This is a genomic window from Mucilaginibacter lappiensis (genome assembly GCF_050433765.1).
GTDB classification, from domain to species: domain Bacteria; phylum Bacteroidota; class Bacteroidia; order Sphingobacteriales; family Sphingobacteriaceae; genus Mucilaginibacter; species Mucilaginibacter lappiensis_A.
In genome coordinates this window covers 85,102-104,221 of sequence record NZ_JBNPWP010000010.1, presented here as the reverse complement: position 1 = coordinate 104,221, position 19,120 = coordinate 85,102, and the positions used below count along the sequence as shown (strand labels likewise).

Sequence of the window (19,120 nt, the reverse complement as noted above, 5' to 3'; positions counted from 1 at the left end):
AATTATATATTGCTGTAAAAATCAATTGTTTCACCGTCCTTTAACGTAATGATCGCTTTTTTGTAAGTTGCAGCGCGGCCAGATACGGCGCCTGCCTTAGTGTTGCGAGTTTTAAGTTTGCCGACGTATTTCATAGTGTTTACTGCCTTAACAGTTACACCATACATTGCCTCAATGGCGCCTTTAATCTGAATTTTGTTTGCTCTGTGATCAACTTTGAAAGCATAACGGTTAAGTTTCTCGGTTAATTGAGTTACTTTTTCAGTAAGTAGGGGTTTCTTTAAAATTTCCATAATTACTTAGCTAATGCTTCCTCCAAAGTTTTAACAGCGCCTGTAGTTAATAACAGTTTGCCAGCGTTCAACACATCATAAGTGTTTAACTGCTCAACTGAAATAACCTTAGTTTTCTTCAGGTTTCTGCTTGATAAATACACATTGTTATTTTCGGCACCTGCTACTACTAATAATGTTTTATCATTAGTAACATTCAGGTCAGCCTCCATTTTAATGTAGTTTTTAGTTTTGATGCTATCAAAATTAAAATCTTCCAATACTAAAATGTTGTTATCTTTTGCTTTGTATGATAAAGCTGATTTACGGGCCAGTGATTTAAGTTTCTTGTTTAACTTGAAACTGTAATCGCGTGGTTGCGGACCGAAAACGCGACCACCACCATTAAATAATGGAGATTTTACGCTACCTGCACGGGCACCACCTGTACCTTTTTGTTTATATAATTTGCGGGTTGAACCTGCAATTTCGTTACGCTGTTTGGCTTTGTGTGTACCTTGACGCTGGTTAGCTAAATACTGCTTAACATCAAGATAGATCGCGTGATCGTTTGGTTCAATACCGAATACCGACTCAGGAAGTTGCACCTTGGCACCTGTTTCTTTACCTGATACATTTAATACGTTAACTTCCATCTTATTTATCCACTATTACGAATGAACCCTTAGCTCCGGGGATGGAACCTTTAACAACCAACAGATTCTGCTCCGCGAAAACTTTCACAACTTGTAAGTTCTGAACTTTTACACGACTGTTTCCGGTTTGACCCGCCATACGCATACCTTTAAATACACGTGATGGCCATGATGACGCACCTAAGGAACCCGGCGCACGTAAACGATTGTGCTGACCGTGAGTTTGCATACCCACACCACCAAAACCGTGACGTTTTACCACACCCTGAAATCCTTTACCTTTTGAAGTACCTACAACGTCAACAAAATCGCCAACCTCAAAGATCTCTACAGTGATGCTATCACCTAAGTTTTTTTGATCCTCGAAAGTTTTAAATTCAACGAGTTTACGTTTTGGAGTAGTACCGGCTTTTTGGAAATGGCCTTTTAACGGACCTGAAGTGTTTTTTTCCTTTTTGTCACCATATGCCAACTGTACAGCAGCATATCCGTCTGTATCCACAGACCTAACTTGTGTTACCACGCAAGGGCCAGCTTCGATTACTGTACAAGGAATGTTCTTCCCTGTTTCATCGAAAATGCTGGTCATTCCTACTTTTTTACCAATAATTCCTGACATTTTCTTAATTTGTTTGTGCCCATCGAAGCAGTAGGGCTTCGTTCAAGGCATATTATTCCCCCCGAAAGGGACGGCAAAGATAGAAATTTTGTATTAATTGTCAAATAGTTAGCAAGTTATTTTTTTATAATTTTTATACACATGTTTTAATAGGCCCTTTTCGGGTATTTATCTGGTGATTAAGCGGTTTGGTTTTGGTGCCAAAACAAGGGGGTTTTAAAGTTTATGCAGGGATAATAAAAACCGCGGCGTAAAAGGGCTTCTGAATTTCTGCGCGTCATTGCTTCTCCTCACCACATCATTTGCGGAAGCCCCCTCTAAATCTCCCCCAAAAGGGGAGACTTTAAAAAGCATTTTAAAGCCCTCTCCTTTGGAGAGGGTTGGGTGAGGCTTCTTGCTTCGTACCGCAATGTGGTTAAAAGCCTTTCAATTATAACAGCCTTGCTTGCAGTCAATTCAGCAATCTTTTATTAAATTCAGCTTTCCTTAACAACAAGCTGTAATTAAACATGAAAGCCATCGCCAAAACCATTGTTATTGTACTTATCAATACCCTGTTTTTTAGCTGTAAACAAAATCCAACAGCAAACACCTCCAAACCTCATGACCGTATGGGTAAGGCCAGCCGCGAGGATAAAAACGGTTGGGTATATCTGCACCTTGCCGGTTCGCCGGCCGATATTGGCTACCAGCATGGATACCTATTATATAAGGAGATTGATACTTTACTCAAAGTGATGGAATATTACCTGCCTTACAGCAGCAAAAAAGACTGGGCCTTTTACCGCAATGCATCCTCAAGGTTTTTATGGAAAAAGATTGATAAAGAATACCAGGACGAAATAAGAGGTATCATGGAAGGATTACGGGCACATGGTCTTAAATATGATACACTGGATATTACCGCAATGAATGCCAACATTGAACTGGCACAATATTATGTACCCGGCCTGATGAATAAAATTAAGCCAGGCAGCGGCGATAATAAGGCCCCCGGCAATTGCAGCGCCTTTATTGCCACCGGCCGTTATACCAAGGATGGCAAAATAGTGATAGGCCATAATAACTGGACAGACTATATTATAGGTGAACGCTGGAACGTAATTGCCGATATAGTGCCCGAAAAAGGCAACCATATATTAATGGACTGTGCCCCGGGCTTTATACACAGCGGCGATGATTTTGTGGTTACCAGCAGCGGTATATTAATTACTGAAACCACCATTACCGGCTTTAAAGGTTTTGATACCACCCGTACCCCCGAGTTTGTGCGCGCCCGCAAAGCCGCGCAATACAGCAAAAGTATCGACGATGTGATCAGGATCATGAGCACGGATAATAATGGTGGGTATGCCAACGACTGGCTGATAGGCGATACCAAAACCAACGAAGTGGCCAAACTGGAACTTGGCCTGAAAACATCTAAAGTTTGGCGGTCGAAAGATACCGCGATGATCGGCTCCAACTTCCCGAGCGATCCGGGACTGATCAAAGAGGAAACCACTTTTGATGTGAACGATAAAACCTCATCGCCAAATGCACGCAAGCTGCGCATGGAAAAACTGGTTTGTGTGGATTATAAAGGAAAGCTGGATGTGGAAAACGGTAAAATAATTGAGGGCGATACTTTTGACGCCCTGCAAGGCAAAAACGCGTTTAACCGCTGTATTATTGATGGCCACATTGATCAGGACCCCAAAGGATGCCCCGAATGGAGCGAAGGCCCTTATTTCCCGATGGGCGCTGTACAGGGAAAGGTGACCAGCACAGCTTTGGCCAATAAAATGCAGCTATGGGCACACATGGGTCATCCCGGCGGAACGGATTTCCTGGCTGCTCCCTTCTTTAAACAACACCCGGAATATAATTACCAGGCTAAATACCTTAGGGATATGAAGGCCTATCCATGGACGCTGTTTGCGGCTAAGTAAGAGACAGCGTGATACGAAAAACCTTGCTACGACAAGCATCCCGCTTGTGGTTATATATATTATTTTATACCTTGCGCCGGCAACACAAACGTCTGTTTTGGATAGCGGGGAGAATAAATTGATACCGCTAAATGGTTAATCGGTGTAACTTTAACACCATCTGAAACGTAAAAAAGCAATGTAATCCCTCCCTTCATCATCGGGGCCGGTTACCTTCATTTAATGCAGCTGCAGCCAGTATTACCTGCTGCACGAAAAATAAAAGAAAAATGAATATACTGATTAAAAATAATGATATGCTAATTTAATGTGCCTTATCAATTCCCTTAAATGTTTCTGCAAGCAAAAGGGAACTTAATAAAGCAACAAATATTTATAAATAACCCTTTTACTCATTATTAACCTTATCACATGGGAGAAAATAGTAAAAGAATCTTTTCTTTAGATTACTTACGGGGCTTAGCAGCTTTAGGAGTAATGCTGTTCCATTACCACACATGGATGTTTGGCAGAGAAGATTCTCATTCAGTGGCTACAAAATTAGGTATGTACGGTGTAGAAATATTTTACATCCTAAGCGGACTAACCCTTTACCTTGTATACAAGCGATCCATTTATAACTCAAAGATATTCCTTCAGGATTTTTTTGTTAAGCGGCTTTTCAGGATATTTCCATTGCTTTGGCTAACAATTATCTTATCGATCGTGGTAAGGCGTTTAACACCAGATCTTCTTAGTATTTTCTGTAACGTAACCGGTTTGTTTGGTATCATAGAAAGGCGTTCATACATCCCACAAGGAGCATGGTCAATAGGCAATGAATTAGTGTTTTATGTTTTCTTTCCCTTCCTGTTGTTTTTATTAACCTACCAAAAGAAGTTTTTTTACCTTGCTTGTTTAATCTTTTTCGGGATATTTTTATACTTTTCTTTTAGTACACTGAGTACTAATGATACCATCGAAAATCAATGGTTAATTTATATTAATCCCTTTAATCAGGCATTTTATTTTATTGCAGGCATTCTGTTAGGTTACTTATTTGAAAACATAAATATTGAAACAAAGTATAATGTTGGCATCCTTATAGCAAGTGTTATTATTTTTATTGCCTACCCGGTTCATGGCAACAGAATATTTTTAGCTACAGGATTTACAAGGATTTTATATTCGGTTTTGAGTATTGCGATATGCTTTTCGTTTTATAAAAACAAAATTGTCTTTCCATCTTTTGTTCATAATCCTTTAGCTAAATTAGGTGAAATGAGTTACTCACTTTACCTGGTTCATCCAATTGTTTATTTTGCATATAAACGAGTACCCATCCCAAAAGGGATTCCTTATTATGCGGCGGTTAAAATTACTTTACTTGTACTTACCATTATTTTTACTTTTTACCTGAGCGGAATTATTCATAAATACTTTGAGACTTATTTTATTAAGAAAGGCAAAGCATTTATGTCCTATTTGAAAAAGCCTGTCCAGGTTGAAGCATAATAAAGCTTTGCATACCCATTTGGCGTGAGTATACATTAAAGGAGGAACAGGCTATACATAACCCCTTACCGGAGCCAGGCAGGTGGCATTTTGAGGTATCGCGAAACTATTTCTTGATAACTATTATAGTTTTATTTGAGTTTACTATAGCCGTTTCTTTATTTAGCTGAACTTTTATTACCGCGTCATTACTGCTGCATTCCGTTTTTATCCTTTCAAGTGTACTCACTACGGTATCTGTTTTAAGACCCTTGATTTTTATATAACAAGTATCCGATACCTTGCTAAATGGAATAATATATACAAAATGGCTCTCAGTGCCGCTGTTTCTGTTTAAAGGTGGCGAGATGGAATCTAATTTATTCTCGTGGGTTTTGAACACAATTTTAATATCATTTAATGAATAAGCGGGCGATGGTGAAAAGAAAAGATCAGTCCCTGTATTTTTATCAATTACCTGGAAATTAAAGGAGGGCAAAATTAAAGCTACCGGAATTAACAAGCAGTTTGATTTTTCCTTATTTTTTGAACAGGAAATAAAGGTTAGCAAAAGAAATAGACCAACGCAAGGTTTGTATAGGTTTTTCATAGATGGTTTAGTATTAACGGCTTTGATAAGGGGGGTATATCTATCTTACGTTAATAATCTATGATATGTAACAGTTGGCAATATGTTTTACCAACACATGTCTTAAATTTTTCTGTTACAGTATTTATCCCAATAATTGAGCATTAGCTTTCGTCCAAAATTGGTGAAGCCACGCCCCATGCCAGGGGTTGGCGTAAACTCCCCAAATACTGCGCCCCTATCTGTGGCATAAAAATCAATTCTAACAAAAATCTCGTAACATTTGCTCAGGGCTTTTGCCTGTTGCAGTATTTCTTGTAAACACGTTGGTGGAGGCGTGTATTCCCCATGCGGATAAATTTTGTTAATTGATTCAATTTGCTCCCATTGCTCATTGTAATAAGTGCAATCTCCGGTATTCGGACTAAATCTGTTAACTACGTTAATGCAGGCAACTTCGCCATTAAAGCAAAATACCTTGTAATCCTTCAGAATTTTTTGTTCACCCTGTTCGTTTTTCAAAAATTCCTCAATTAAAAAATGGAGGTGCGCGTTTTTATCAATCGCTTGCTGTAAAACAGCCTTTAACTCATTAGGCGAATAGTTTTTTTTGTCGAACAGGTTATAGCCATTTTTTATCAGGAATACGAGTTTTGACGAATGACCAATAGTTGGCCTGATAACATAATTTTCAGGAAGAAGATCAAAGTCAATGTCCTTTACATTTCTGCCGCTCCAATATAACTCTGGCACCTTACAGTTATGGGCTAAGGCAAAATTCCTTGAATTATGTTTATTACTTAATCTTCTTTGCCAATTTTCAACGTTTTTCCATTTTTCAAGCGGATCGTCTGCAGTCATTAAAGTATTCCTGACATTTTCGGCTTCGGGATCTTGCCAAAATTTTTTGTGCCTGGTTTTAATTCTTGCACGAAGCAGGTCCATATCGTACAAATAGCTACTAATAAATGCAAGCATAAGGTTAATTAGTATTTAATATAGGGTGATTTTGAACATAGAGAGGGTATAACAGGCACTCTCAACTGTAGTTAATCGTATTTAATATACCATTCTTGACTATTAGGTTTTAATTAAGATGTAATTAATTGAAATTATTCAAAATATTCCTAATTCCCTAAGAACGGACTGCGATTAGAAGAAAGTGTTCGGTATTGCTCAAATTTTGTTCAGGTTTTTCACAAAAAGTTGAACATATCAAAATAAGCCTTAAATTAAAAGGAAGTCAATATATCCGCCCGTGACTGGGATTTTCACAGCACTGTATTTTATCAAACACAGGTTAACCACCATGTCACAAGCACAGCGTAGCAATCTTCTCATGTCAATCATAGTGCAGGCAGGTCATCTTTCTTAAAGGGATTGCTTCGAACCCTTCCAAAATCGAAATTCCCAAACCCGAAATCCGAAACCATCCCCCTACTCCATCATCAGCCTTCTGATCAGCTCGGCGCTTTGTTTCTTCCCTTCTTCCAGTCGTCCATCAAAAAAGGCCTGTACATCGTTAAAATGTTTTTTGTAGCCTTCCATATCGCCATACCCTATTATTGACGACCATTCCCGCACCGCCGAGTGGAATTCCAAATCGTCGCCACGGATGGTTTTATCATATAGTGCTGTTTCAATTGATTCTTCCAGCAGTTCCTCATTCTTGAACAGGTATTCGGCAATACCCAGTCGCAAGCGGAATGGCGGCGTTTGGCAAATGAGGTTATCATAAGGATTTACACCCAGGTGGTACCAGGCATCAACCATACTTAATATACTTAAATGCGAATTGGGCTTTTGCTGCTCGGGCTTTTGCGACAAGGAAAACTCCTTCATCACGGTATCACTCAGCATTATGGGCTTGCGGCTTTCGTGAAAAACAAAATCGCGGGCCCGGTACAGCCGCTCCCTGAAGGTTTTGGCCTCTTCCTTGATCATCAGCTTAAACAGTTCTGATTCGGATTCGGCATAGCGCTTTACCTGCTGTTTGGCATAAGGGTTCAGTATGGCCAAACCGGCATACACGTGCGCCTTATAACTGAATATGCGCAGGGTGGTCAGTATTTTCACATTGTCGATACCCCCCACATAGGATGCGTTTTCCCAGGGGAAAAACCCTGCGGATTTCCACGCGGTGCCCATGCTTTCAAAACCAACGTGGGTTACCGCCTGTGTATCGGCTACAATTTTATCATGCTCGTGGTAGTCTGCAATTTCTACAATATTGCTTCCTATAGCGGTAAAAAGGTCATACATGCGCTGGTAAGCGCCAGGGCTGGTACGGTGAGGTATCAGGATGAGGGTTTGCCCTTTAGGTTCAAAACCGGGTCCGTGCATACCATGAAAAGTAACGATCTGGGCATCGGCAGGCAGATATTTTTCAAAGGTCGTTATCTCGGGATGTTTTACAGAGGTTTGCCCGGCTACAATGGCACCGTACTTGGTTAAAGGGCCGCACTCTGCCACTACCTGCTCCATTTTATCAGCCTCCACCGAGTAAATGATTAGGTCATTGGTTCGGGCTACATCCCTCCCATTATCCATTATAGTTATTTTATAAGGGGTAAGCTCTTCTTCCAGCTTGTCGCGGTTTTCGGGTAAATCGCACCCACAAACAGTATAACCTGCTTTTGCAAAGGCCTTGGCGTATAAACGCCCCATATCGCCCAGGCCAATAATACCTATATTCATACCGCTAATATAACCATGAGTAGCAAAATTACGTACGAAAGCTTACATTAGCGTTCGTAAACCGCAGGATATTATAATAAAAACCAAAAAAATCCTGTTTTGTTAACATTTAGATACCTAATTTTACATTTGATGAACAAACATTTTTTATTCAGTATTTGTGTTTTAATGATCGTTTTTTTAGGCAGTGTTAACCGTGGCTTTTCACAGGATACCACAAAAAAAACCGGCAGTGTAAAATCTGCTGCTATAAAACCCAGTACTGCGAAACCCGCCTCCGTACCCCCATCAACAGTCAATAAATATGTGATGCCAAAGGCTACCAAGGCAGATTCGGCATTGGTTAAAGATAAATCACTTAACGGGCAGTATAAATACCTGGTAAGCAAGCTATACCATTATCAGGAACCCCTGGCATCGGCCTTATGGAAAAACATGCGCGACACGTTAAATACTGAACGCCGTAAACTTGCTGCGGCAGAGGCTAAGCTTGCTGCTCAAACAAAGGATATTGCCAGCCTTAAAACTGATGTAACTACTAAAGACCAAACACTTTCAGAATCAAACGCCAAGCGCGATGAAATAAGCCTTTTAGGTATTGCATTAACCAAAGCCTCTTATAATTTACTCATGTGGGGACTGGTTATCGCGTTTGGTGTTATTGCAGCTATTGTTATTGCTCGCTCGGGCGCGCATAGTCGCGAAGCCAAATACAGGATAAAACTGTACGAAGAACTGGACGAAGAATATAAAGCCTACAAATCAAAGGCTAACGAAAAAGAAAAGAAACTGGCTCGCGAGCTGCAAACCGAGCGTAATAAGCTTGATGAGCTATTAGGCAGAGGGTAGTTTTTCACCTTTGGATATAAACAAAACAGTCATGCTGAACTTGTTTCAGCACCCCACAAGGCTACGCTTTGAATGTAACTCACTTAGCAGGTGGGATCCCGAAATAAATTCGGGATGACGGTTCATTTTACTTTTTTCCTTTCTATGAATAACAGCGAGCTTTTAACCCTCATTACCCAGTTAAGATCTGTTGCCGATATTGGTTTGTTATATGCCAAAAACGAATACGATATAGAGCGCTATACCGAACTGCAGCACATTAGCACCCAAATGCTGGATAATGTTACAGACTTTGGTGCAGAAACCATTAAAATGCTTTTCCCACAGGTACAGGACTACCCTACTGCCAAAGTTGACATCAGGGGCATTTTATTATCACCTGATAACAAAATATTGCTGGCCCGTGAAAGTACAGATGGCAAATGGTCGTTACCGGGCGGTTGGGGCGATATTGGTTATAGTCCTAAAGAGGTTATTATAAAAGAATTTAAAGAAGAGACCGGCCTTGATATTATTCCTGAAAGATTACTGGCCATATTTGATAAAAAAATGCACCCGCATCCACCACAACCATTTTACGTTTATAAAATGGTTTTCTTTTGCAAAGCAATATCATTAACCCTTAATAAAGGTTTTGATGTGCTTGATGTACAATATTTTGATATTGATCAACTGCCTGAGCTATCTGAGGACCGCATATTAAAAAGTCAGATAGAATTGCTTTACCATAAGGTCATATCAGGCGATACAAGTGTTCAGGTAGATTAGTATGATCAAATCCCCCCTTATTGCAAACTCTTTCCGGTACTGGTGAGTTTTGGTAACGAACGTTTATTGGCAGGCAGGGCCATGAATTTTTTGTAGGAGTCGTTGATATATACTGTTAACGATTCGCCATTATTGTTTTTCAGGAAAGCGTAAGTAGGCCGGTAAAGGGTCATAAAGTTTTCAAGCTCCATGCCGCGCAGGGGTACCAGGCTTTCAACATAAGTAACATTAAACACTTCGTCCACATGCCTTTCTTCTTCTTCGCGTTTAAAGTATTTTTTTAACCGGCGGGCATCACGGGCATCTTTACTGAACCATGAGGATGGCGAAAGCGGGTAAACCTTACTCCTGGTGTAAACCTCCGGATATTCCTTATGCGCGTCAAACGATTCCTTGGTTGAGGTAATATTAACCTGCCTCAAAGTGATCATCTTCGTAACCATCTCCACTCTTTTAGGAGCCAGATCAGTTATGTATAAGGTATCAGATATATAACCCGGCGAATCGAATATCAATGTATGTCCGGTTTCGGTACGTATAGAAAAATTACCCTTATCATCGGTAATGGTTATTTGCTTATTGTTATTGTCGCGTATAAAAACATCAGGCATCCTGTTGCTTTTGCCCGACTCATAAACCGTACCCTTTAACGTATTTTGAGCGTTTACGGTACCCCCTAAAAAAAGGGCGGCAATCAATACAAGGAATATATGTTTCATAGCAGATCAATTAAGCTGTAAAATAAACCTATTTTTTGCAATAATGGTTTTGAATTTAACACTTTTAAACGCGCTATATAAATTAATGACAAAAAGTTGAAGTAAAGGAGATACAAGCTATCTACAAATTATCAGGCCATTCCAAATCAGCTTCGGCATCACATGACCATATTTTAAGTTACAAATATACAAAAGCCGCCCCATGATGATCATGAGGCGGCCTGTAAAATATATGTTATGCTGTCCCGGTATCGGTTAGATAAATTAATATCTGTTCACTTTAAAATCAGATACACCACCACTCATGTGAATGTATATTTTGTTTTTGGCAGCATCAAAGCCTGGGGTTTCATATAGGCTATTATCCTTTTTATCAAACCCTTCAAACTCATTTGACGATAGACCTGAATTTGTACGGATACTACAGGCTGCTTCTTTTGGAACACTGATATTCACTTCTGATACCCCGGTTGAAACCTCAACGTTTGTGTTCACCAAAGGATTGCCCAGTTTCACATCAAACGATGCCGCGCCACCTTTTAAAGTTAAGTTTTTTATTTTGAATTTTGAAAGGTCAAAATCAAGTTTAGTTGCTCCCGTCTCCACATTGATATCCCAAACCGGATTGGAGTTCAATTTAATATCCGCCAGGTTTGATTTATTATCGTCTGAATCAAAATGCCAGCCTTTATTATTTTTCATTTTCAGGTTTAATACATAAACAGAGTCTTCCTTAGTAGAGTTAAACTCATATTTACCATAAAACTCCTTTGTTTCGGCTTTAAAAAGCTGGCTGGTGGTATCATTTAAAGTGTAGGTAGTGCCGCCGCCACTTATATTAAGGCGTGCCAGTTTAGCATCTGCAGTATAGTCCTTGTTAAAAACGCTGCTTCCCTGTATTTTTACAACGCCATGATCGGTGTTGGTACTGTCGCTATCGTCGTCATCATCATCGCTGTTATCACGATCATCGTTATAATGAAAGTTATAAGCGCCGGGCCAAAAACTATAGCGTTCAAAGTGTCCGAACAGCAGTAATCCGAAACCTAATACCACTACGCTCAATTTTAAAATAGTGGCCCATGCCGATTTGTTATTGGCAAAAACAAGGTTAACACCACCCATAATTAAAAATATAGGCCAAAGATGGATGACGTTCATCCAATGGAAATCAATATAACCGAAGTTATTGAGCAGGAATATGGCCCCTATACATACCAGGATAGCACCCGGAACTAATTTATCGTTTCTCATTTCAATATTTTTTTAGTTGTTGTAATGCATCATGAGCTATCCTTACCTTCGTTTAGGAGAGCGATAGCTCATGATAGTTCCATGGTACTATACCGTGGGCGGAGTATTAGTTGGTGGATTGTTTAAATTATCTTCGTCCTTAGCAATGTTATCCTCTTTCTTCAGGGTATCATCCTTAACCTCTTCTTCATTAGGGGTATCTTGATTAGCAGTATCTTGCCAGTTATCTCTTTCCCATGGCCGTTTTTTTTGGCCTGATACCATTATTGCAAAACCTATAACTACTAAAATAACAGGCCATAATTTACCCATGTGCCAAAACCTAAAAAGGTGCAGCTCATGCAGCAGGAATGATGCTCCTATAAAAATCAATATTACACCAATAATAAGCCCGGCGGTTGACGCGCCTTTTTTCTTGGGCACATTCCCTTCAAAAGGGTTACCCTGCTGTGGCTGGTTACCAAATGGATTGAAAGGCTCCTGTGGTGGTACCCTGTAGTCGACACCCGGATTATAAAAGTTGTAATCTTTTTTGGGCAGTACTATCCATAAAACTATGTAAACCATTAAGCCGGTGCCCATAAATATAAACGTAAGTAAAAACAGGGCCCGTACAATGGCTATATCTATATCAAAATAGTCGGCAAGACCCGCGCAAACACCGCCTATGACCTTTCGGTGTTCATCGCGATAAAGTTTCTTTTCCATGATCTGTTAAATTGTGGTGATTTATTGCTCAAATGTGCTAACTACAATCATTTTATAGTACTACTTTTAGGTGAAAGTAACCAAACTTTCGGTAAACTACCTAAAAACAGCGACGAACGAGTACGCTTTTAGCTACATATTTCCTATACACTGGTAAAAGCCGGTCGCGTTGTTTTATCAGGCAAATAAATTAGTTACCAGCTATGTAAACAAGAGCGAATATTTCCGTAAATAAATTGTTTTGAATTGGTTATTATAACTGGCCTGGTGCGGGTTTAATAATTATTTCGTCAACATTGGCGCCTGCGCTCATATTATATATATTGACGATCGCCGATGCTATATCTTCGGGTAGTACCATGGTATCTTTGTCAACCACCGCGTCTTTCCATGAATCCGTTAACGTCGATCCCGGAATTACTGCGGTTACCTTCACACCATGATCCTGCATTTCAAGCCGCATTACCTTTGTTAGACCTAACAACGCATACTTTGTTACACTGTACGTACCTGCCTGGGGGAAAGGGTTTAATGAGGCTACAGAACATATATTAAAGAAGTGACCTTTGCGTGCGGCTATCATCGTTTTACCAAAAAACCGGTACAATTCATAGGTAGGCATCAGGTTGGTGTTCAATTGCTTTTCAAAATCCGCGTCGCTTTCATCCAGTATGCTGCCAGGACTAAACATACCAAGACTATTTACTACAATATCAATAAAACCTAACTCCTGCTGCGCACCTGAGGCAAATTTGAGCAATTCGGCTTTGTTACTGCCATCAGCCACCTGCGCAAAAACTTTAATATTGGGGTTGATGCTAAGCAGTTCATCTTTAAATTTTAATAATTCTTGCTCATTGCGTGAACAAATTGCCACGTTTATTCCTTCATTAGCAAAAGAAATTGAAATAGCGCGGCCCATGCCTTTTGTTGAACCTGTAATAAGGGCGTTCTTCATATTGTATTTTGTGTTTTATGACTATTCTTTTTTTAACCAGCTTCAGAAATATTGAGCTGATTTTTTTAGATCATGGTTGAAGCTTTATGCTGCTAATTTACGTAAGCAATATGTTGATAGCTTACAAAATTTGATATTTAAATTAACTCAATTGCCGCAAGCAGCAAAGCTTATTGGTAAAAAACGTATTTTTAACCGATTTTTATAAAAGCAGATGTTCTATAGTTTAGGAAAATATATACTCTTATTGCGTTTAAGTTTCAGGAAACCTGAAAAATTCAGTGTTTATTGGAGCGAAGTAATGCGCGAAATGGTTTCAGTTGGCATAGGCTCGTTGGGTATTATTGCCATCATTTCCGTATTTATTGGCGCGGTGGCAACTATTCAAACCGCGTTTCAGCTGGTGAGCGATTTTATCCCAAAAACAATTGTAGGCGGTATCACCCGCGATTCAACCATACTGGAGTTTAGCCCCACTATTTCGGCGCTGGTACTGGCTGGCCGCGTAGGTTCAAGCATGGCATCGCAAATTGGCACCATGCGCGTAACAGAACAAATTGACGCTTTAGAGATCATGGGCGTAAATGCTCCCGGATATTTAATATCGCCTAAAATTATAGCAGGCGTAACCATGATACCTTTATTAGTTATAGTATCGGTAATTTTGGGTTTAACAGGGGGATATATAGCTTGTGCTGCATCAAACGACGTTTCAACTGCCGATTACGTAACCGGGCTAACCGATGGCTTTAACCCGGTTATTGTTACAGTATGTGCTGTTAAATCAATATTTTTTGGATTCATTATCACTTCTATCTGCTCATATCAGGGTTTTTATACCAACGGCGGATCGCTTGAAGTTGGTCAGTCGGCAACACGCGGAGTTGTTTTCAGCTGTATCATGATATTATTTGTGGATCTGGTTATTTCACGCGTGCTCCTATGATCGAAGTTAAAGATATCTATAAAACATTTGGCGATAACGAAGTACTTAAAGGTATAAGCGCTATTTTTAAACCAGGCAAAAACAACCTGATCATTGGCGGTTCCGGATCAGGTAAAACCACCTTGCTTAAGTGCATTGTTGGTTTACATGCTCCCACCAGCGGCGATGTGCTTTTTAATGGGGAGAACTTTACCGATATGGATTTTGAACAAAGGGTACCCATCCGCACTCAAATAGGGATGCTTTTTCAAAACTCGGCCCTATTTGATTCTATGACGGTTGAAGAGAACATCATGTTCCCGCTTAACCTGTTTACCAACCAATCAAAAGCCGAAAAACTGGATCGTGCCAACTTTTGCCTGAAACGGGTTAACCTGACCGGTAAAAATAAACTTTATCCGGCCGAGCTATCAGGCGGGATGAAAAAACGTGTGGGCATTGCCAGGGCCATATCCATGCAGCCAAAATATTTATTTGTTGATGAGCCAAACTCAGGACTCGATCCCAGAACATCCATCCTGATTGATGAACTGATCAATGAACTGACCGAAGAATACCAGATTACTACCGTAATTGTTACCCACGATATGAACTCGGTAATGGGTATAGGCGAGCACATCATATTTTTGCACCAGGGTAAAAAATGGTGGGAAGGCAGTAACAAGGAAATTGCCCATACCGATAATCAGGAACTGAACGACTTTGTATTCGCCAGTAAATTCATGCAGGCAGCAAAAGCTAAGCTTTGATTTAGTATCAAGTAGTTAGTATCAAGTATCAAGACTTGACATAGTACAAGTTAATACGAATGGATATCTGTATTCGCCAGGCAAACAGTCTTGATACCTGATACTAACTACTTGATACCAGTTCTCGATACCAGCTACTTCATACCAAAAAAGAATATTAAATTTGCAACCGTATCAAGGCGCAGTTAGTCTTGATACTTGATACTAATTACTTGATACTTCCCAAGAAATGATCCAACTATTAACACCAACGCACTGGAAAGATTACGAACTGATTGATTGCGGCGATTTTGAAAAGCTGGAGCGCTTTGGAAATATTGTACTGATAAGGCCCGAACCACAGGCTGTTTGGAGTAAAGGCTTACCCCCCTCCGAGTGGCAGCGTTTACACCATATTAAATTCAAAGGTCGCTCTGCTACCGCTGGCGACTGGATTAAAAAAGACCAGAAAATACCCGACCGCTGGCATATTGAATATAAGAACAAGGATGCAGCCATCAAATTCAGGCTGGGCTTAACTTCGTTTAAACACCTCGGTATTTTTCCTGAACAGGCTGTTAACTGGGATTACATTACCCAAAACATCAAAAAGTTTAAAACCCCATCACCCAAAGTACTTAATCTGTTTGCTTATACCGGCGGCGCATCATTAATTGCGCAGGCGGCGGGTGCCGATACTACCCATGTCGACTCTATAAAACAAGTGGTTACCTGGGCCAATGAAAACCAGGAGATTTCAGGTCTGAGCAACATCCGTTGGGTAGTAGAGGATGCACTTAAGTTTGTAAAACGCGAACTTAAACGCGGCAAAAAATATAACGGCATCATCCTTGACCCACCGGCATACGGCAATGGCCCCAATGGCGAAAAGTGGAAACTGGAAGACAACATCAACGAAATGATGGCTGATGTAATTCAGCTGCTTGACCCCGAAGAGCATTTCCTGATCCTGAATACTTATTCGCTTGGCTTTTCGTCGGTTATTATTGAAAACCTGATCAAAAGCGCTTTCCCGAAAGTAGAAAACCTGGAGATCGGCGAACTTTACCTGCAGGCTACGGCCGGTTCAAAGCTGCCCCTTGGTGTTTTTGGAAAGTTCTTTAAAACCCATTCATAATTTAAAGTATGATCAGAAGCAGGCTGTATACAGTATTAATAGTACTTATATGCGCAAGTTGCAGAGCACAACAGCATTTTGATATCATACTTAAAAACGGAAAAATAATTGATGGCGCCGGCAATCCCTGGTTTTATGGCGATGTTGGCATCAATAAAGATAAGATCATTAGCATTGGCGATCTCTCCAAAAGCAAAGCCGACAAAACCATTGATGCCTCCGGTTTAATAATTGCCCCCGGTTTTATTGATGTACATACCCACATTGAAGGCGATGAAAAGAAAACCCCAACCGCCGATAATTTTATTTACGATGGCGTAACCACGGTGATCACCGGTAATTGCGGTACTTCAAATATCAACATCAGTAAATATTTTAAACTACTGGATAGTATTAAGCTATCTGTAAATGTGGCAACCCTTATAGGCCATAATGATGTGCGCGAAGCAGTTTTAGGCAATGCCGCGATAACACCAAATGAGCAACAATTACAAAAAATGCAGGCCATTGTTGAGCAAGCCATGCGCGATGGTGCTGTAGGATTTTCTACGGGTTTAATTTATACGCCAGGCTTATATTCCAAAACGCCCGAAGTTGTTGCCTTAGCAAAGGCGGCAGCTAAATATCATGGTGTGTATACTTCACATATGCGTAATGAATCAGATAAAATATTTGATGCCATAGCCGAAGCTATTGATATTGGCAGGCAGGCAAATATGCCGGTGGAGATTTCGCATTTTAAAGTTGGTTTGCCTAACTGGAACCGATCTGGCGAGATGATAGCTATGGTTGAACAGGCACGAAAGGAAGGTTTGGACGTAACGGTTGACCAATATCCATATACCGCAAGCAGCACCACTTTGAATGTATTACTGCCCGACTGGCTGCAGGATGGCGGTCATGATGCGGTATTAAAACGACTGAATGATCCGCTGATACACCAAAAGGTGGTTACGGAGATGATAGCCGATATGAAGAGACGTACCCGTAATCATTTTGATTACGCCGTGGTTGCCCACTGCGACAGCGATTCGTCCATCAACGGGAAAAACATTATGCAGATCAATATTGACAAAGGCCGGTCCTCAACTATACCTAATGAAATTGAAACTATCCTTGATATTACTAAAACTGGCGGTGCATCTATGGTATTTCATGGTTTAAATGAGGCCGATGTTGAAAACATTCTTCGGTATCCGTTCACCATGGTGGCATCAGATTCAGGCATCCGTTTATTTGGAGCAGGCGTTCCGCATCCCCGCGGTTACGGTAGCAATGCCCGGGTATTGGCTTATTATGTACGCGAGAAAAACATTATCAGATTAGAAGATGCCATACGGAAAATGACCTCCTTACCTGCACAAAAATTTCATATCACCAATCGCGGATTGTTACAGCCGGGCATGTTTGCAGATATTGTTATCTTTGACGCCGGCACGGTAAAAGATCAATCAACTTTTGAGCATCCCCACGCCTATTCAACTGGTTTTAAATACGTTTTGGTAAACGGAAACATAACTGTTGATAATTTTAAACACATTGGTACCAGAAAAGGTGTTATTTTGCACGGCCCCGGGTATCAACAGAATAATTAATAAGTTATGGCGTTTTGTTAAGCGCGGCAAATAAAAACACACAAATTATCTCACCATTATAATGAAACATTTTTTCCTTTCTGCCTCAGTTCTTTTTTTATCAATCACCCTGCTTACCAGTTGCGATCAAAGTAATGGTACAAGCAAGCCAGACAGCAAGCAATCGGCTAAAGCTGATTCTGCCAAAGGCGAAACGGAAGATTCGCTTAGCGAAGTAAAATCAAGCTATCCGCCTTTGGATAAAAAGCTTTATGATTCCTTATTAGTATTTAACGCGCATGGTGATACCACTGGCAGATGGCCGGTTAAAAACACTCCCTATCCTTTAAACGGTGCTATTTTACCGTTTAAGCGTGTGGTAGCTTTTTATGGTAACCTGTACTCTAAAAAGATGGGTATTTTGGGCGAATTGCCACCTAAAGAAATGCTGGCCAAGTTAAAAGGCGAAGTAAAACATTGGGAAAAAGCCGATCCGAAAACACCGGTACAACCTGCTCTGCACTATATTGCTGTTGTGGCACAAGGCGATGGCGGAAAAGATGGCAAATACCGCTACCGCATGCCGTTTAAACAAATTGACAGCGTTTTGGTACTGGCAAAAAAAGCACATGCCATTGTGTTTTTAGATGTACAGGTAGCACTAAGCAACATACAGGCCGAATTGCCATTGTTTGAAAAATACCTGGCTATGCCACAAGTGCACTTTGGTATGGACCCTGAATTTTCGATGAAAGATGGCAGCAAACCTGGTAAAAAAATAGGCACTTATGATGCAGCTGACATTAACTATGTTTCGGGTTATTTAGCCAGCATGGTTAAAAAATATAACCTGCCTCCAAAAATTTTAGTAGTACACCGCTTTACCAAGAAAATGGTTACCAATTACAAGAACATAAAATTGCGTAAAGAGGTACAGGTAGTAATGGATATGGACGGATGGGGTGAGCCAGATTTGAAAACAGGCACTTATCGTTATTTTATAAACCAGGAGCCGGTTCAGTTTACAGGCTTTAAGCTGTTTTACAAAAACGATATTAAAAAGAAACCTTTCCACATGTTAACACCTGAGGAAGTTTTATCAAGATACAAACCATACCCTATTTATATACAGTATCAATAATTAAATTATAAATGTCATGCTGAACTTGTTTCAGCATCCCACAGGACAAGTAGCCATCATGCTTCACACTTGCATGTGAGATCCCGAAATAAATTCGGGA

General features: G+C 40.3%; 19 protein-coding genes. 9 read left to right on the top strand and 10 right to left on the bottom strand.

Features of this window, described 5'->3' with window-relative positions:
• Positions 1–2: 2 nt before the first annotated feature.
• The 3 genes from rplW to rplC are packed head-to-tail and all read right to left on the bottom strand — an operon-like array spanning position 3 to position 1,547.
• On the bottom strand, positions 3–293 hold the full coding sequence (rplW, locus tag M2273_RS24425) for a 50S ribosomal protein L23 (protein WP_429400403.1): 291 nt from the start codon (positions 291–293) through the stop codon (positions 3–5).
• 2 nt (positions 294–295) lie between these two features.
• Positions 296–928, bottom strand: a complete 633-nt coding sequence (rplD, locus tag M2273_RS24420) for a 50S ribosomal protein L4 (RefSeq protein WP_183556568.1) — start codon at positions 926–928, stop codon at positions 296–298.
• A 1-nt stretch (position 929) separates the two neighbouring features.
• Positions 930–1,547, bottom strand: coding sequence for a 50S ribosomal protein L3 (gene rplC / locus M2273_RS24415; RefSeq protein WP_429400402.1), 618 nt, complete (start codon positions 1,545–1,547; stop codon positions 930–932).
• Between the two features lie 509 nt (positions 1,548–2,056).
• Between rplC and M2273_RS24410 the strand changes: the two genes are divergently transcribed.
• A complete protein-coding gene (locus M2273_RS24410) occupies positions 2,057–3,478 on the top strand; it encodes a C45 family autoproteolytic acyltransferase/hydolase (protein WP_429400401.1) in 1,422 nt (473 codons plus the stop codon).
• Between the two features lie 411 nt (positions 3,479–3,889).
• Positions 3,890–4,972 (top strand): acyltransferase family protein, encoded by a 1,083-nt coding sequence (locus tag M2273_RS24405; RefSeq protein WP_429400400.1) that lies wholly within the window; start codon positions 3,890–3,892, stop codon positions 4,970–4,972.
• Between the two features lie 106 nt (positions 4,973–5,078).
• Here M2273_RS24405 and M2273_RS24400 read toward each other — a convergent pair whose 3' ends face one another.
• The 3 genes from M2273_RS24400 to M2273_RS24390 all read right to left on the bottom strand — a co-directional run bounded on the left by M2273_RS24400 (position 5,079) and on the right by M2273_RS24390 (position 8,237).
• Complete coding sequence (locus tag M2273_RS24400) at positions 5,079–5,561, bottom strand: hypothetical protein (RefSeq protein ID WP_429400399.1); 483 nt, start codon at positions 5,559–5,561, stop codon at positions 5,079–5,081.
• A 102-nt stretch (positions 5,562–5,663) separates the two neighbouring features.
• Complete coding sequence (locus tag M2273_RS24395; RefSeq protein WP_429400398.1) at positions 5,664–6,518, bottom strand: ATP-grasp fold amidoligase family protein; 855 nt, start codon at positions 6,516–6,518, stop codon at positions 5,664–5,666.
• Positions 6,519–6,977: 459 nt separating this feature from the next.
• Positions 6,978–8,237: an NAD(P)-binding domain-containing protein gene (locus M2273_RS24390; protein ID WP_429400397.1), complete on the bottom strand. Its 1,260-nt coding sequence runs from the start codon at positions 8,235–8,237 to the stop codon at positions 6,978–6,980.
• A 132-nt stretch (positions 8,238–8,369) separates the two neighbouring features.
• Between M2273_RS24390 and M2273_RS24385 the strand changes: the two genes are divergently transcribed.
• Together M2273_RS24385 and M2273_RS24380 are read left to right on the top strand one after the other, a co-directional pair.
• Positions 8,370–9,086, top strand: coding sequence for a hypothetical protein (locus tag M2273_RS24385; protein ID WP_429400396.1), 717 nt, complete (start codon positions 8,370–8,372; stop codon positions 9,084–9,086).
• 144 nt (positions 9,087–9,230) lie between these two features.
• Positions 9,231–9,854, top strand: a complete 624-nt coding sequence (locus M2273_RS24380) for an NUDIX hydrolase (protein WP_429400395.1) — start codon at positions 9,231–9,233, stop codon at positions 9,852–9,854.
• 17 nt (positions 9,855–9,871) lie between these two features.
• Here the strand turns inward: M2273_RS24380 and M2273_RS24375 are convergent, their stop codons facing one another.
• From M2273_RS24375 to M2273_RS24360, 4 genes are all read right to left on the bottom strand, one after another.
• The gene (locus M2273_RS24375) at positions 9,872–10,573 is read right to left on the bottom strand and encodes a hypothetical protein (protein ID WP_429400394.1); all 702 of its coding nucleotides are present in this window, start codon (positions 10,571–10,573) and stop codon (positions 9,872–9,874) included.
• 264 nt (positions 10,574–10,837) lie between these two features.
• Positions 10,838–11,827 (bottom strand): LiaI-LiaF-like domain-containing protein, encoded by a 990-nt coding sequence (locus M2273_RS24370; protein ID WP_429400393.1) that lies wholly within the window; start codon positions 11,825–11,827, stop codon positions 10,838–10,840.
• Positions 11,828–11,914: 87 nt separating this feature from the next.
• Positions 11,915–12,535, bottom strand: a complete 621-nt coding sequence (locus M2273_RS24365; RefSeq protein WP_429400392.1) for a PspC domain-containing protein — start codon at positions 12,533–12,535, stop codon at positions 11,915–11,917.
• A 253-nt stretch (positions 12,536–12,788) separates the two neighbouring features.
• The gene (locus M2273_RS24360; RefSeq protein WP_429400391.1) at positions 12,789–13,493 is read right to left on the bottom strand and encodes an SDR family oxidoreductase; all 705 of its coding nucleotides are present in this window, start codon (positions 13,491–13,493) and stop codon (positions 12,789–12,791) included.
• A gap of 214 nt (positions 13,494–13,707) precedes the next feature.
• Here M2273_RS24360 and M2273_RS24355 point away from each other — a divergent pair, with 214 nt between their 5' ends.
• From M2273_RS24355 to M2273_RS24335, 5 genes are all read left to right on the top strand, one after another.
• The gene (locus tag M2273_RS24355; protein WP_429400390.1) at positions 13,708–14,439 is read left to right on the top strand and encodes an MlaE family ABC transporter permease; all 732 of its coding nucleotides are present in this window, start codon (positions 13,708–13,710) and stop codon (positions 14,437–14,439) included.
• Entirely contained in the window at positions 14,436–15,188 is a 753-nt protein-coding gene (locus M2273_RS24350; protein WP_429400389.1) for an ABC transporter ATP-binding protein, read from the top strand. Before M2273_RS24355 ends, M2273_RS24350 begins: the two co-directional genes overlap by 4 nt.
• A gap of 229 nt (positions 15,189–15,417) precedes the next feature.
• Positions 15,418–16,305 carry a class I SAM-dependent methyltransferase gene (locus M2273_RS24345; RefSeq protein WP_429400388.1) on the top strand — a complete coding sequence of 296 codons (888 nt, stop codon included), beginning with the start codon at positions 15,418–15,420 and terminating at the stop codon, positions 16,303–16,305.
• Positions 16,306–16,313: 8 nt separating this feature from the next.
• Positions 16,314–17,900, top strand: a complete 1,587-nt coding sequence (locus M2273_RS24340; protein WP_429400387.1) for an N-acyl-D-amino-acid deacylase family protein — start codon at positions 16,314–16,316, stop codon at positions 17,898–17,900.
• 61 nt (positions 17,901–17,961) lie between these two features.
• Positions 17,962–19,020 (top strand): hypothetical protein, encoded by a 1,059-nt coding sequence (locus tag M2273_RS24335; RefSeq protein WP_429400386.1) that lies wholly within the window; start codon positions 17,962–17,964, stop codon positions 19,018–19,020.
• Positions 19,021–19,120: the final 100 nt, after the last annotated feature.

Excerpts from the sequence above, each read along its gene's own strand:
- rplW (WP_429400403.1), bottom strand. The coding sequence starts at position 293 with ATGGAAATTTTAAAGAAACCCCTACTTACTGAAAAAGTAACTCAATTA.
- rplD (WP_183556568.1), bottom strand. The coding sequence starts at position 928 with ATGGAAGTTAACGTATTAAATGTATCAGGTAAAGAAACAGGTGCCAAG.
- rplC (WP_429400402.1), bottom strand. The coding sequence starts at position 1,547 with ATGTCAGGAATTATTGGTAAAAAAGTAGGAATGACCAGCATTTTCGAT.
- M2273_RS24410 (WP_429400401.1), top strand. The coding sequence starts at position 2,057 with ATGAAAGCCATCGCCAAAACCATTGTTATTGTACTTATCAATACCCTG.
- M2273_RS24405 (WP_429400400.1), top strand. The coding sequence starts at position 3,890 with ATGGGAGAAAATAGTAAAAGAATCTTTTCTTTAGATTACTTACGGGGC.
- M2273_RS24400 (WP_429400399.1), bottom strand. The coding sequence starts at position 5,561 with ATGAAAAACCTATACAAACCTTGCGTTGGTCTATTTCTTTTGCTAACC.
- M2273_RS24395 (WP_429400398.1), bottom strand. The coding sequence starts at position 6,518 with ATGCTTGCATTTATTAGTAGCTATTTGTACGATATGGACCTGCTTCGT.
- M2273_RS24390 (WP_429400397.1), bottom strand. The coding sequence starts at position 8,237 with ATGAATATAGGTATTATTGGCCTGGGCGATATGGGGCGTTTATACGCC.
- M2273_RS24385 (WP_429400396.1), top strand. The coding sequence starts at position 8,370 with ATGAACAAACATTTTTTATTCAGTATTTGTGTTTTAATGATCGTTTTT.
- M2273_RS24380 (WP_429400395.1), top strand. The coding sequence starts at position 9,231 with ATGAATAACAGCGAGCTTTTAACCCTCATTACCCAGTTAAGATCTGTT.
- M2273_RS24375 (WP_429400394.1), bottom strand. The coding sequence starts at position 10,573 with ATGAAACATATATTCCTTGTATTGATTGCCGCCCTTTTTTTAGGGGGT.
- M2273_RS24370 (WP_429400393.1), bottom strand. The coding sequence starts at position 11,827 with ATGAGAAACGATAAATTAGTTCCGGGTGCTATCCTGGTATGTATAGGG.
- M2273_RS24365 (WP_429400392.1), bottom strand. The coding sequence starts at position 12,535 with ATGGAAAAGAAACTTTATCGCGATGAACACCGAAAGGTCATAGGCGGT.
- M2273_RS24360 (WP_429400391.1), bottom strand. The coding sequence starts at position 13,493 with ATGAAGAACGCCCTTATTACAGGTTCAACAAAAGGCATGGGCCGCGCT.
- M2273_RS24355 (WP_429400390.1), top strand. The coding sequence starts at position 13,708 with ATGTTCTATAGTTTAGGAAAATATATACTCTTATTGCGTTTAAGTTTC.
- M2273_RS24350 (WP_429400389.1), top strand. The coding sequence starts at position 14,436 with ATGATCGAAGTTAAAGATATCTATAAAACATTTGGCGATAACGAAGTA.
- M2273_RS24345 (WP_429400388.1), top strand. The coding sequence starts at position 15,418 with ATGATCCAACTATTAACACCAACGCACTGGAAAGATTACGAACTGATT.
- M2273_RS24340 (WP_429400387.1), top strand. The coding sequence starts at position 16,314 with ATGATCAGAAGCAGGCTGTATACAGTATTAATAGTACTTATATGCGCA.
- M2273_RS24335 (WP_429400386.1), top strand. The coding sequence starts at position 17,962 with ATGAAACATTTTTTCCTTTCTGCCTCAGTTCTTTTTTTATCAATCACC.